General features: G+C 64.0%; 11 protein-coding genes. 3 read left to right on the top strand and 8 right to left on the bottom strand.

All coding sequences use genetic code 11. The features are described from left to right. Positions 1–148 precede the first annotated feature (148 nt). Positions 149–712 carry a YceI family protein gene (locus tag AC07OK_RS11420; protein ID WP_494690420.1) on the bottom strand — a complete coding sequence of 188 codons (564 nt, stop codon included), beginning with the start codon at positions 710–712 and terminating at the stop codon, positions 149–151. Between the two features lie 169 nt (positions 713–881). Between AC07OK_RS11420 and AC07OK_RS11415 the strand changes: the two genes are divergently transcribed. Next, positions 882–1,769, top strand: a complete 888-nt coding sequence (locus AC07OK_RS11415; protein WP_494690419.1) for a winged helix-turn-helix domain-containing protein — start codon at positions 882–884, stop codon at positions 1,767–1,769. On the opposite strand, the gene AC07OK_RS11410 is transcribed toward AC07OK_RS11415, so the two are convergent. From AC07OK_RS11410 to AC07OK_RS11395, 4 genes are all read right to left on the bottom strand, one after another. Beyond that, positions 1,766–2,890, bottom strand: a complete 1,125-nt coding sequence (locus AC07OK_RS11410; protein WP_494690418.1) for an acyltransferase family protein — start codon at positions 2,888–2,890, stop codon at positions 1,766–1,768. The genes AC07OK_RS11415 and AC07OK_RS11410 overlap by 4 nt on opposite strands. Positions 2,891–2,995: 105 nt before the next feature. After that, entirely contained in the window at positions 2,996–4,120 is a 1,125-nt protein-coding gene (locus tag AC07OK_RS11405; RefSeq protein ID WP_494690417.1) for a DUF418 domain-containing protein, read from the bottom strand. A 12-nt stretch (positions 4,121–4,132) separates the two neighbouring features. Beyond that, a complete protein-coding gene (locus tag AC07OK_RS11400; protein WP_494690416.1) occupies positions 4,133–5,824 on the bottom strand; it encodes a YncE family protein in 1,692 nt (563 codons plus the stop codon). Positions 5,825–5,902: 78 nt separating this feature from the next. Beyond that, on the bottom strand, positions 5,903–7,885 hold the full coding sequence (locus AC07OK_RS11395; protein ID WP_494690415.1) for a helicase-related protein: 1,983 nt from the start codon (positions 7,883–7,885) through the stop codon (positions 5,903–5,905). A 138-nt stretch (positions 7,886–8,023) separates the two neighbouring features. Between AC07OK_RS11395 and AC07OK_RS11390 the strand changes: the two genes are divergently transcribed. Both AC07OK_RS11390 and AC07OK_RS11385 read left to right on the top strand, forming a co-directional pair. Next, positions 8,024–8,335, top strand: a complete 312-nt coding sequence (locus AC07OK_RS11390) for a TM2 domain-containing protein (RefSeq protein WP_494690414.1) — start codon at positions 8,024–8,026, stop codon at positions 8,333–8,335. Positions 8,336–8,410: 75 nt separating this feature from the next. Beyond that, complete coding sequence (locus tag AC07OK_RS11385) at positions 8,411–9,007, top strand: IMPACT family protein (RefSeq protein ID WP_494690413.1); 597 nt, start codon at positions 8,411–8,413, stop codon at positions 9,005–9,007. A gap of 32 nt (positions 9,008–9,039) precedes the next feature. Here the strand turns inward: AC07OK_RS11385 and AC07OK_RS11380 are convergent, their stop codons facing one another. The 3 genes from AC07OK_RS11380 to AC07OK_RS11370 all read right to left on the bottom strand — a co-directional run bounded on the left by AC07OK_RS11380 (position 9,040) and on the right by AC07OK_RS11370 (position 13,422). Further along, on the bottom strand, positions 9,040–10,245 hold the full coding sequence (locus AC07OK_RS11380) for a DUF418 domain-containing protein (RefSeq protein WP_494690412.1): 1,206 nt from the start codon (positions 10,243–10,245) through the stop codon (positions 9,040–9,042). 84 nt (positions 10,246–10,329) lie between these two features. Then, the gene (locus tag AC07OK_RS11375; RefSeq protein WP_494690411.1) at positions 10,330–12,624 is read right to left on the bottom strand and encodes a hybrid sensor histidine kinase/response regulator; all 2,295 of its coding nucleotides are present in this window, start codon (positions 12,622–12,624) and stop codon (positions 10,330–10,332) included. Positions 12,625–12,627: 3 nt separating this feature from the next. Next, positions 12,628–13,422, bottom strand: a complete 795-nt coding sequence (locus tag AC07OK_RS11370; protein ID WP_494690410.1) for a phosphate/phosphite/phosphonate ABC transporter substrate-binding protein — start codon at positions 13,420–13,422, stop codon at positions 12,628–12,630. Between the last annotated feature and the right edge of the window lie 27 nt (positions 13,423–13,449).

Below are 13,449 nucleotides of genomic sequence, written 5' to 3'. Positions count from 1 at the left end.
GGGAGCGAAGGACGCTCAGGCGGCGCGCAGGGCAAGGCGCAAAGCGCAGCAATAGCGAGCTATTGCGAGCATTTGCAACGCCGCCATGCGCGTTGCCTGCGCGGCAGGCGCTACCGATTTAAACGTTACAGTTCACTAGTTGTGTCGCCTAGCCTGCCGAGTTCGCGCCCAGGGTGATGTGGACGGTGAGTTCCCGCGCCGTGTTCGGGAAATACTTGTTGACGCCGAAATCGGCGCGGTTCAGCTTGACCATGGCTTCGAAGCCGGCTACGGTCTCCTTGCCCATCGGGTCGCGCTTGATCTTGTTGATCTTGCCGTCGAGGACCACGGCCTTGGTCACGCCGTGGACCGACAGGTTGCCGCTGATTTTGAGGCTATCCATCGGTCCCTTGACGATCTTGGTGCTCTGGAACGTGATGTCGGGGAAGGCGGCGGCGTCGAGAAATTCCGCGCTCACCAGTTGCCGGTCAAGGGCGGCGACGGCGGTGTGGATGCCGTCCACCGCCAGCTTCAGCGTGACCGAGGACTTGCTGAGGTCCTCATCCAGCAGCAGCTTGCCTTCAATTTTCTCGAAACGGGCCACCGGGTTGGTATAACCATGATGGTCCCAGCTAAAGACCACGGCGCTGTGGTCGGGGTCGATCGTCAGCGTCTCGGCGCTGAAAGCCGGCAGGGTGAACAGCGAGAACAGCGGCAGCAACAGGTATTTCATCGGGTACTCCTTCATGTGTGGGGAGCCACCACAATGCAGGCGGCCGGGCCAAAAGTCCTGAAATTGGCCTGAAATCGGCCTGAAATCGTTCTGAAATTCCCTGAAGAGCCGCCGCTGGCGGTCGCGCTATAATCCAAGCCTGTCAAAAACACAAAAATATCGGAGCACAATGGAAACTTCAGCGGCTGCCAAGCTACGCGTCGGCGACTGGTGCGTCGATCCCGCCTTGGGCGAGATCGGCCGGGACGGCGCAACCACGCGGCTCGATCAGCGCACCATGCGCCTGCTGCTTTGCCTGGCCGGTCGTCCCGGCGAGCTCGTCAGCGCCGACGAGCTGCTGAGCCAGGTTTGGCCGGGCGTCATCGTCACCCCGGATTCGGTGTACCAGGCGATTGCGTCGCTGCGCCGGGTGCTGGGCGACGATCCCAAGCAACCCGGCTACATCGTCACCGTGCCGCGCCAGGGCTACCGCCTGGTGGCCGCAGTGGGCCCGTGGAGCGAACCGGCAGCCATCCCGGCCCCGCCCCGCCCTGCGCCGCCGTCCAATGCCTCGCGCAGCCGGCTGGTTTTCCTGCTGACGGCGTGCATCCCCATCGTGGTCGGCATCGTTTTCTGGCTGCACAACACGCTGGCGAACGAACCGCGCCCGGCGCCTCAAGCGGCGCTGGCGCAGAAATCCATCGCCGTGCTGCCGTTTGCGGACCTGACCGAAGGCATGGGCAACGAAACCTTTGCCGACGGCATGACCGAAGAACTGATCGGCAGGTTCAGCAAGATACCCGGCATGAAAGTGCCAGCGCCCAGCGCCACGTTTTATTACAAGGACAAGCAGATGGCGGTGGCCGACGTCGCCAGCAAGCTAGGCGTGGTCTACATCCTGGATGGCAGCGTGCGCAAATCCGGCAACACCATGCGGGTCGCGGCGCGCTTGATGAAGGCCGACAACGGCTTCATCATCTGGTCGGAAACCTATGACAAGCCGGTCGACGACCTGTTGATGGTGCAGGACGACATCGCCGACGCCGTCACCAAAGCGCTGAAGACGACGCTGAACTAGGCGGCCAGCGGACGCAGGCCGATCTTGCCGGTAGCGAACTGGACTGCGCGGCCCAGCGGCGCCTCCACCCAGCGGAAGAACGCGGCGCCAGCAGCCAGGCTGCCGGCCCAGGCCAGCAGCATGCCCAAGCCCTGCCATGCCGGGCCGGCCGGCACAAAACGGCTGAACGCCGCGTTGACCATCAGGCAGACCGGGAAGTGGATCAGGAACACCGAATACGATATCCGCCCCAGGCCGTTGACGACGGCCCAGGCGCGGCCGGTCGCCACCGTTTCGGCGCGGCCAAACAGATACAGCAGGCAAGCGACCACCAGCGCCAGCGCGATGCGGCTGCGGAAGTCCAGGAACAAGGCGGCCGACGCCGGCACCAAGGCCATGGCCAGCAGCAGCGCCACGACGCCCGGCGCGCGGCAGCGATCGCTGGCCCACCAAGCCAGCATGCCCAGGCCATAACTGCCGAAGAAATACGGCGCCCAGTTATCCCAGTCGGCATCGAGGTTGAAATACAGCAGCGACAGCGTCACGCCCAAGGCGGTCAGGGCCGGCATCAGCCACAGCATCCGGCGACGGCCGGTGGCGCGGCCGGCCAGCCACAGCGCCAGGGCCGTGACTGCATACAATTGGAAATCGATGGCGACATACCAGGCGCCGGCCGACAAGGATGGGTAGCCAAGCACGCCATGCAGCAGCAGCGCGTGGGCGCTCAGCTGGCTCAGGGTGGCCGGCGCGGAGACCGAACTATGCGTCATCCAGTTACCGGCCCAGGCCGAAGCGACGGCGGCCAGCAGGGTGGCCGCCAGGAACGGCGGCGCCAGTTTGGTGTAGCGGTGCCAGATCGCCCCCAGGGGATCGGACAGGCCGGACTGGCCGGCGGGCGACAGCGATTTCGCCACCAGGAAGCCGCTGATCACGAGGAATACTTGCACGGCAATGCGCGCACTGCCGCTCAGCCAATCTATCAATGCCGGCAACAGCGGCCGGACGTGATCGGACATCGGCCCATAAAATGCCAAATGATGCAAAACGATCAACTGCGCTGCACCAGCTTTCAACAGATTAATCAAACCAAACTGCGGCTGGACCGCTACTTCCGCGCCAGCCCCTCCCCTTGCTGCATTCATCTCCATCCCTAAACATTCAGCGTATGCCGACCGGCCGCCATGATAGCCGAGGTTGGCGGCTTGATGGCGCCAGCTTGGTGGGAATGTGCGTATTTCTTTAAAGCATCACCGCTTCCGCATGGCTTGCAAGGTCCCATACATCAGCGTCCGCCACAGCCACTCCAGCGGACCAAAGCGGTAGTGGCGCAGCCACCAGGCGCTCAAGGCCATCTGCGCCACATACACGCCGATACCGAGCAGTAACACTGGCGCGGCGCCGAGCTTGCCGAACTGCCCCAGCCCGTAGCCGAAGAAGATGCCTCCAAAAATCAGGGACTGGGCGATATAGTTGGTGAAGGCCATCCGGCCCAGCGGCGCGAAGCTGCGCAACAAGCCGCGCTGTGTCAGCAGGATCACCGTCGCGGCATAGCCGGCGGCCAGCAGCGACTGGCCGACGCCGGTGGCCACATCCAGGACGCATAATGCAGTGCCCGCCGCCACGCCGATCACCGCGACACCGGTCCACAGGCGCTGGTGCTCGCCCGGCCGTTGCATGACGCCGGTCCGCCACGCGAGGGCGCCCAGCAGGAACAAGGCCAGCGTCCTCGGGATGACGTAGAGGTGCAAGGGCAGCAGATGCGGCAGTTCGCTCATGCTGAAGCGGCAGATCTCGGCATAGCTGCCGGAGGCGTAGACCTGGTTGGCCAGCGCGACGTGCTGCTGAAACCACGCCGGCTCCGGCCACGGTATGCCGACCGGCACCACGCCGATGAACAGGTAGAGCGCGAACATGCCTGCCGCCGCCACCGCCAGCGCCCAGGCCGGCGCCGCAAGCAAGGGCAGCACCAGCAGGCCGCCGAGCGCATATTCGGTCAGGATGTCGCCGTTCCAGACCAGCAGCAGGTGCACCAGGCCGAACACCAGCAGCACGCCCAGCCGCCGCGCCAGCCAGTAGAACGGCCGCCCGGTCCGGGACAAGCGCTCGAACTGCACCGCCAGCCCAAGGCCGAACAGGAAGGAAAACACGGCGAAGGCCTTCATCTCGAAGCCGACGCGGACCAGTCCTTCAACTAAGGTATCCAGCATGCCCAGGCCCGGATCGGGCGGCAGGAACTGCTGGAAAATCGACACCCGGAATTCCGACACCAGGTTCACCGACAACACGCCCAACAACGCCACCCCGCGCAAGATGTCGATCGCATCAATGCGCTCACCCAAGCCGCCGGCGGCCGCAGCCACAGTGCTCTTCACGACGTCCGCTGCCTAGCGATACACGAGGTAGAACTTCAGACCGCTGGAGTTTTGTCCCGCCCCGCCCGTTTGCACAAGCGCTACGTGATTACCTGCCGCACTATGGAATATATTGCGGGCATAACTCTGCTGCCCGTCCAGCACCGGCAAGGCCAGGTCGCCGGCATACAACATCAATTCGCCCGTGTAGCGCTTGTAGCTGGACGAATAGCTGGCGCTGTAGTCGGGATAGCCACCCGGCGTAGCCGACAGCGCCAAGGTTTCCAGTTCCGGCGACTGGCTCAGTGAGACCAGGGCACCGCTCAGGTTTAATGTACCCGAATAACGCAAGGTGTCGGCGCGGAAGTAATTGCCGGCAGAAGTGAAGACCAGGTCCTGCCGGTTCGACAGGAACAGCGGACTGTAGATCGGGTAATCGCCATGGTACGGCGAGTCGCCTAGTCCAAGCACCTTGTTCGTCGTGGCGTCCACGGTGAAGTAAGAGATATCGGACGGCGACAGTCCGGCCGCCACCGCAAAGCCCTTATGGTTGGTTTCCGAATACACGCCGCGCATCGTACCGTAGAAGAAGCCGCCCGAGCCCTGCCAATCCTGCGGCAACACTTCTCCGGTGCGCGCGTTGACAACCGTCACTGACGGCGTCACCCACTGCCCGCCGGTCTGCCCCACCAGAAAGGCGAAGCCTGCATTGGTCAGGAACACTTCGGTGTGTGAGCCGCCCGTGGCAGTGGTATGCAGCACGGTGGCGGTGCTCAGATCAATCAGCGTCAACAAGCCTTCATGCAACACGCCCGCCAGTTTGCCATCGGCGCTCAATGCCAGGCTCTTGTACGGCGCTGGGGTCAGCACCGTGGCGATCACGCCGCTGAACGGATCGACGATGCGCAACGCATTCGGCGCATCCGACGCCAGCACCGCCTTGTCGATCGCCTTGCTGTAGGCTGCGGCCAGCGGCGTGAACGGCAACTTCACCGCCCCCGTGACCTGCGTCAGCACCTTCATCACCACACGGGTGCTAAGCGAGGACTTACCGTCACTGAGCTTGAGCATGGCCACATAAGTGCCTGCGAGGTCAGGCGTCAGCGACATATCGGAGCTATCCGACTGGGCAATCGTTGCGGCCGAATCGGCCGGTTTGCTGTCCAACGTCCAGGCATAGGTCAGCTTGTCGCCGTCGAGATCGTAACTCGATGCGGCGGACGCCGTGAATTTGGCGCCGGCCAAGATCGTCGCGGCGGTCTTGTCGATGACCGCCACCGGCAGCCGATTGTTGACCTGGACCGTCAGGTCCTGCTCGGTATACAGGCCGGCTGGATCGGCAACGCGCAGCCGCACCACATAGGCACCCATGCGGTCCGGTACAAACTTGACGGTGGCGACATTGCCGGCCTGCAGCGAAAGCGCACTGTCGACGGGTTTGCTTTGCAAATTCCAGGTATAGGTCAGCGCGCTGCCCTCGGGATCGCTGCTGCCAAGCGCGCTAAGTGCGACTTCGGTATTCAGCGTCGGCGTACCCGCGTCCGCCGCCAACGCCAGCACCGCGCGCGGCGCGACATTGACTGGTGGCGGTGCAGGTGCCGGCGCGGGCGGCGGCGCGGACGGCGACGAACCGCCACCACCACCACAGCCGGCCACCGCCAGCAATCCAAGCACCAGCGTGTGCACGCCCAAACGTTTAATTTTATCCAAATGTACAATATTCATTATTTATTAATCGAATTTTTATTGCACAAATAGTATCAACTAGTTTGCTAAAAGGCAAGTTTTAACCGTACTGCTGCTTCACCGGCGGAACTTCTTCGGCTGGCGTTTGCGCAGCGCGGAGTTCTGGTCCTGCAGCAGCGCGTCCACACGCTCGGAGGCCTGGCGCGACAGCAACTGCGCCCGCTCGGTATCGGGGAAGTATTCCGGCTGCCGGTAGGCCAGCCACGCGTAGGCCGAATACAGGCGGCAGGCGTCCTCCACCTCTTGCAAGGACAGGTAGTGCAGCGGCGCCTGCTCCGCCTTGATCGGCGTGATCTTCTTGGCGGCCAGCGCGGTCGCCCAGTGCTCCCATGCGCGCTGCAGGGACGGCACCTTGGACGAGATCGGCACCAGCGACAGCGCGAACTTCTCCGCCACCGTCAGCTCCAGCGTATCGAGCCAGGCCGCGCGCTCGAACTGGTCCTCGGTGATGCGCGGGTAGAAGAAACCGTCCGGCACATCGATGTTGTGCACGAAGCGCTTCAACAACTTGGCCAGCGCGTGCTCGTTGGTCACCGACGAAATCCGGTGCAGATGCTCCAGCGTCGGCGCCACGGCGAAGCCGGTGGTCTTCAGCGGCATCGGCTTTTCCCTCAGCAGCGAGCGGATCACATTGTGGGTCTCGTTGTCGTAGCCGGCCACCAGGCCTTCCTCGTGCACGCCGAAGCGCCCTGCCCGGCCGGCGATCTGGCGCGCCAGCGCGGCCGGGATCTCTTCCTCTTCATAGCCGTTGTACTTGACCGAGGTGGTCAGCACGATGCGCGCGATCGGCATGTTCAAGCCCATGGCGATCGCATCCGTGCCCACCACCACGTCGGCCAGGCCGTCGCGGAAGCGCTGCGCCTGCGCCCGCCGCACCTCCGGCGACAGATTGCCGTAGACGGTGGCCACCGACAGGCCCAGCTCGGTCACCATGTCGCGCCACATCAGCACCTCGCGGCGCGAGAAGCAGATCACGGCGTCGCCACGCCGCAGATTGCTCAGCTTGCGCACGGCGCTCGGCTCCACCGACAGCGGGCCTTTGCGCTTGAGCACGTGCACTTCCAGCTCGCACTCCAGGCGCTCCGCCAGCACCTCGATGGCGCGCCGCGCTTCCGGCGCGCCCACCAGGTAGACCACCTGCGCCGGCGCGCCGCAGACGGCGGCGGTCCAGGCCGAGCCGCGGTCGCGGTCGGCCAGCATCTGGATTTCATCGATCACGGCCACATCGACCGGGGTGCGCGTGTCGAGCATCTCGACCGTGCTGGCCACGTGGGTGGCGCCGGCCACCAGGCGCCGCTCTTCGCCCGTCACCAGGCTGACCGCCAGCGGCTTGCCGTGCGCTTCCATGGCTTGCAGGCGCTCGTAGTTTTCCAGCGCCAGCAGGCGCAAGGGCGCCAGGTAGACACCGCTGGGCGCCTTGGCCAGCGCTTCGATGGCCTGGTGGGTCTTGCCGGAATTGGTCGGCCCCAGCAGCGCGATGAAGCGGCGCTTCATGCGCCGCGCCACGTCGAACGAGGCCGGATATTCGGCCAGGTTGATGCTCTGGCGCGTGCGCTCGGCATGTTGTTCTTCCATGTCGCGCTCGACCGCGTGCTCCAGGCGCTGCCGGATGCGGTCGAACACGACGCCGGCCGGCTCGGAGATCTGCATGTCCGCCAGCGCGCCGAGGAAGGGTTGGGCGTCCAGCCCGCAGTCGTCGCAGGCGTCGGCCATTTCCTGCACAAAGGCGCTGACGTAGCCGCGCAACTCGGCGCCGACGGCGTCGCTGGCGCGTTCCAGCAGCAGCTGGGAGCGCGTATCGGCGTCCATCTTGCGCCATTTGGATGCCTTGGCCAGCACGCCCTGCGCCGGCACCAGGTCATAAGCGACCCGCAATCCTGCATAATCGACCACCCCGCTCAGGCGCAGGAACACGCGGCCTTCCTGGCGCGCCAGCAGCACGCCCTTGGCGCTCAGCCCGAGCTTGCGCATCAGGTCGTCGTCTTCCCCCTGGTCGCTATCGGTGGCGTTGTTTTGCGGCGCGGCGGAGGAGTTGCTCATGTGGGATACTCGGGTAAGTGGGCAGGAATTTTAGCAGATCGTTACAGTTGGTGAGAAAGCTAAGCCGGCTCCCCACCTATAATCTTCCGCCTAGGCAATCAGCCTACAACAACAATTAGACAAAACAAAAGGGAAAACATGGGCATGGTATTCTGCCGCGGTTGCGGTAAAGAAATTCACGAAACAGCACCAACGTGTCCACATTGCGGCGCGCCGCAACATGCCGCCGCCTCCGGCCCGCGTTCGGAAAAAGACTACGTCGTCACCGTACTGCTGTGCTTCTTCCTCGGCGTGTTGGGCGTGCATCGCTTCTACGTCGGCAAGATCGGTACCGGCATTTTAATGCTGTTCACCTTCGGCGGCTTTGGTATCTGGGCGCTGATCGATTTTATTATGGTCATCCTCGGCAATTTCACCGATAGCGACGGCCTGAAAATCAGCAACCGCTGAGCGCGTTTTTGTATTTCCCCCGGATTTCTGGCACCATAGGCCGGTTTATACCGCCGCCGTGCCAGAAATCCCGCCATGCCCTTCTCCCTCGCCGCCGCCGTTCACCACGAATTGCTGATTAAAAAAAGCCGCTTTATAGCCTGCGTTCAGCCGATGACGGATCGGAGCGCCGCGCAAAAAGTGGTGGCCGAGTTATGGGCGCAGCATCCGGGCGCCACCCACGTCTGCTGGGCATTATTAGCCGGCGGCCAATCGGCGGCAGTCGATGACGGCGAACCCAGCGGTACCGCCGGCCGCCCCATGCTCGATGTTTTACGCCACCAAGACCTCGAAGGGGTATTGGCCACCGTGGTCCGCTATTTCGGCGGGGTTAAATTGGGCGCCGGCGGACTGGTGCGCGCTTATACCGACAGCGTCGCCCAGGCATTATTAAAGTCCGAGAAAATCGCGATTATCAAGCTGCAATGCCTGATCTGCACCGCACCCTATGCGATGGAGGGCATGGTGCGGCGTGAAATAGAATTGGCCGGCGCCAGCCTCGACCATGTCGCCCATTCCGACCACGTGCAGTTTGAATTCAGCCTTGCCGATAGCGCAGCCGCGCAACTGATCCACCGATTGAATGAGGCCGGCCATGGCCGCATTCAATGGATCGCTCCCGACGACGAATAAGACCTAGAATGGCCGTCTCCGCCGGCCGCCCTTCACAAGCTGCTTTTTGGTATATTCACGCCAATATTTGGCACACCATCACTATGAGCGCCTATCCACGTGGCTTTGTGCCACAGCGTTTCAAGCGGGCCCTGCTTGTGACGGCCCAGCCACCACACGCTGAACTGTCTTTGCAGCAGAGCCAGCGTCAATCCTATCCCCAGCGCGAAACTGGCGCCGGTGTATTGATACAGGCCCAGGCCGTAGCCATAATAAATCGACGTGCCGATGATGGATTGCACCACATAACTGGTTAAACTCATGCGGCCCAGCGGCGAGAATATCTGCAACCAATTGCCGGAATAAGACAGCAGCGTAAAGCCGGATACCAGCACCAGCGTGAACGCCACGTTCGACCATGAGGTGACCATCACCAATAATGGACGGCGCACCGCCGCGCCGATATGCCAGGCATCGGGAGAGCTTTTCAACAGATACAGTGGAATAAACACCAGCGCGGCAGCAAGCAATGTTTTACGCCAGAATATACGGTTTGATTCCGATTGAATAAACAGCGATAACCGGCCGGCAAGCATACCCAGCATGAATAATGCCGGTATCTGGAATATGCGGCCGTTTTCCCAACTCCAGCGGATGACGCCGATTTTCCCGTTCGTTAAATTCCCTCGCCATACGTCGAATGCCGAACCGTGCGCCATATATTTTTCGGCGCGGCCGAAATAGGCCCAGGAAGCGGGATCGGCGAGTTTTTCATCGGGATTTGGCAAGGCCAGCAAGAATTCCACCCATGCGTGCGGCAACAGCAATAAGCACAGCGCGATGCCCAATACCACGCCATTGCGCAGGCGCGCCACCGGTATCAGGGCCAATCCCAGCACGGCGTAAATACTGAGTATATCGCCGTGATAAAACATGGAATTGAACAGGCCGAAACCGAGCAATAACACCATGCGCCAGGCAAAACGGCCGCGAAAGTCCTGGCCGCGCAGGGAACGGTTGTGATCCTGGATGTAGAACGTCATTCCGAACAATAGCGCGAAGATCGCGTAGGACTTGCCTCCAAACAGGAAAAACAGGCTATCCCAGATTATTTTGTCCACCGCCATCAGCCAGGGCGGCAATCCGGACGGGGAAAAGTAGAAATCGAAGTGTTCGATATTGTGCAGAAGCATGATCGAGACGATGGCAAAGCCGCGCAATGCATCGATCACGTCCAGGCGGGAAGAGTTGGCGTTCATGGGATTCCATCAACCTTGGCAAAGTGAACAGAATGCCAAGTGTAGAGTGGAATCGCTCCCAGTGGCGCATCGCCCGCAAAATTTTCAGGCGCGCTGGACCGCCGGAGCGCAGTATCTGGCCACCATGGCGACCATGTTTTCGAACTCGATCGGCTTGGCGATGAAGTCGTCGACGCCGGCGGCGCGGCATTCGTCGCGTTCTGCTTCCAGCACGTTGGCGGTCAGCGCCAGGATGGGCAGGCCGGTGTAGCCCTGCGCCCGCAGCAGACGGGTGGCCTCGTTGCCGTCCATGACCGGCATTTGCATATCCATCAACACCGCGTCGTAGGACGGGCCGTTCAACACCTGGTCCACGCCTTCGCGGCCGTTGTTGGCCACGTCCACCTCAGCCCCCTCCAGTTGCAGCAGCGCGCTGGCCACCTGTTGGTTGAGCGGATTGTCCTCCACCAGCAACAGCCGCAGCCCGGCCAGGCGGCACGTCGGCGCCGCCACTGCGGCCGGCGGCGCGTCGCCACTGCCGTCCGCCGGCGCAATGCGGCGCAGCGCTTCGTACAGCATGGCCGGCGTCAGCGGTTTCATCAGAACCTGGTCCAGCACGCCGGTGTCCTGGCGCATGCGCTGATGCAGGTCATGCGTGGCCTCGGCGTTGGCCAGCGCGACCAAGGCCACCGCCCGCTGCCGGCGCAGGCGCGCCGCATGGTCCCAGCTGTCCACGCCGTCGAGCAGGACCAGCTCATACGCGGGCTGGGCGTCCAGCAAGGCTTGCGCCGCCGCCATGTCGGCGACCCCGTCCGCCTGGCCGCCAAAACCTGCGATCATCGCCTGCAGCAGCTGCCGCGACTGCTCACTGGCGCTGACCACCAGCGCCTTCAGCGGCAGCGGCGCCCGAGGCGCGCCCGTCGCCATCCGCCCGTACGCCACCGCGAACGAGAAGGTGCTGCCGACACCGGGCGCGCTGTCGACCCGCAGTTCGCCCCCCATCAGACGCACCAGCCGCCGGCTGATGGCCAGGCCCAGGCCGGTGCCGCCGAAGCGCCGCGTGGTCGAGCTTTCCGCCTGGGTGAAGGAATCGAAGATGCTGCCCTGCTGCTCCGGCGCGATGCCGATGCCGGTGTCGCGCACGGAAAAATACAGCCGCACCTGGCTGGCGTCGCAATATTGCAGCTGCACGCCCACCACCACCGAGCCGCGCTCGGTGAACTTGATGGCGTTGCCGGCCAGGTTCACCAGCACCTGGTTGAGCCGCAGCTGGTCGCCCAGCACATCGGACGGCAGCGCCGGATCGAGGTCGAACAGCACCTCCACCGGCTTGTCCTGCACGCTGGCGCCCAGGATCAGCGCCAGGTTGCGCAGCATCTGCTCCAGGTTGAACGGCACCCGCTCCAGCACCAGGTTGCCGGTTTCGACCTTGGAAAAATCCAGGATGTCGTTGAGGATGCCCAGCAGCGAATGGGCCGCCGCGTAGGTCTTGTCGACATAGTCGCGCTGCTGCGCGCTCAGCTCCGTCAGCCGCAGCAGGTGCTGCATGCCGAGGATGCCGTTCATCGGCGTGCGGATCTCATGGCTCATGGTGGCCAGGAACTGGCTCTTGACGCGCGTGGCGGTCTCGGCCCGGTTGCGCTCGACCAGCACCGCGTCACGCTCGCGCAACAGCTCCTCGGTGCGCTCGCGCACGCGCGCCTCCAGCGTCTCGCGCCCCTGCAAGATCACTTGCGACATGTGGTTGAAGGCGCGCGTGGCCTGGGCGATTTCATCGTCGCCCACCACCTCCAGCTGGCCGCCCAGCTGGCCGGCCGCGATCATCTGCGCGCCGCGCGTGAACTGCGCGATCTGCCGGATCAGATAACGCCCCAGCAGCAGCGAGAACAGCGCCACCAGCGCCATTTCCAGCGCGGCCAGGCCCAGGCTCCAGCGCTGCGCCGCCGCCAGCGTCTGCTCCAGGCTGGCGACATCCAGACCCAGCCGCACGCTGCCGTAATTGACGCCGGCCACCGCCACCGGACTGCCGATGGCGAACATGCCGTCGCTGGCCTCGGCCAGCGAGGCGTGCGGCACGAAGGCCTTGGCCAGCGCCGCCGGCTGACCCGCTTCCACCAGCACGCGCTGGTCGGCGTCGAGCACCTGCGCATACAAGGTGCCCTCGGTGCTGCTGAGCTGGCGCGCGAACGACTGCAAGCTTTCCAGGTCGTGGCTGATCACCGCGTCGCGCGACATGGCGGCAAAGGTCTCCGCCGTCACGCGCGCGTGGCGCAACACCTGCTGTTCGTTGGACTCGCGCAGAAAATGCAGCACGCTGAACACCAGCACGCCGAGCAGCAGCGCTTCGATCAACGCAATGCCGAGGATGGTCTTGGCGCGGAAGCTCAGGGCCAGGCGCATACCCTATTCCTGTATCCGGGCATCCGCCGGCGAAATCGCCAGCCGGCGCACATCGTCCCAATCCTGGTCCTGGGCCGGCTCGAAACCGTCGAAGCCGATCCCGGCCAGCAGCTTCAGTTGCAGCGGTTCCAGGTTCATCTGCATCATCGCCGCCAGCACGCGCTGGCGCACGGCCGGGTCCAGCTTGGGACGGGTGGCAATGGCGTGCGTGGTGAAGGGCGGGCTGGCCCACAACACCCGCAACTCCCTGGAGACGCGGCTGTCGAGCAGATCCAGCGTGCGCGGCACGCCGCCGCCGGCCGGATACAAGCCCTTGGCCACATCCAGGTACACCGAATTGTGCGACTTGACGAAGGCGGCCTTGTGCGGCACGCCCTGGCGCCGCAATTCGGCCTGCACCAGCAGCGTCGCGCCGAACGCGGCCGGCGTCGGGAAGGCCAGCGTGGCGCCCGCCAGGTCCTTGAGCTCGCGCAGCGGGCTGTCCTTGCGCACCACCACCACGGCCCGCAAACGTTCGCCCTTGGCGCGCGCCAGCGCGTGATAGCCGGGCTTGGCGTTGTAGACCACGAAATGGTAGGGATTCATGTAGGCGAAATCGTATTCGCCGGCCGCCAGGCGGCGCTCGAAGGTAGGGATGTCGGGCGCCGTCGCAAAGCTGATCCTGATGCCGGCCTGGTCGGACAAGGCCGTCAGTACCGGCGTCCAGTTGGCGGCCAGCTGCGACGCCGACTCCTGCGGCACCACGCCGAAGGTGTAGCTGGTCTGCTGCGCCGAGACCGCCCCGGCCAGCGTCAACATCAACAATCCGGCACCCAGCCAACGGCG

The organism is Duganella sp. GW821-FHT07G03, from assembly GCF_059418605.1.
The sequence above is the reverse complement of the archived record's forward strand: the minus strand, read 5'-3'. Positions and strand labels throughout refer to the sequence as shown.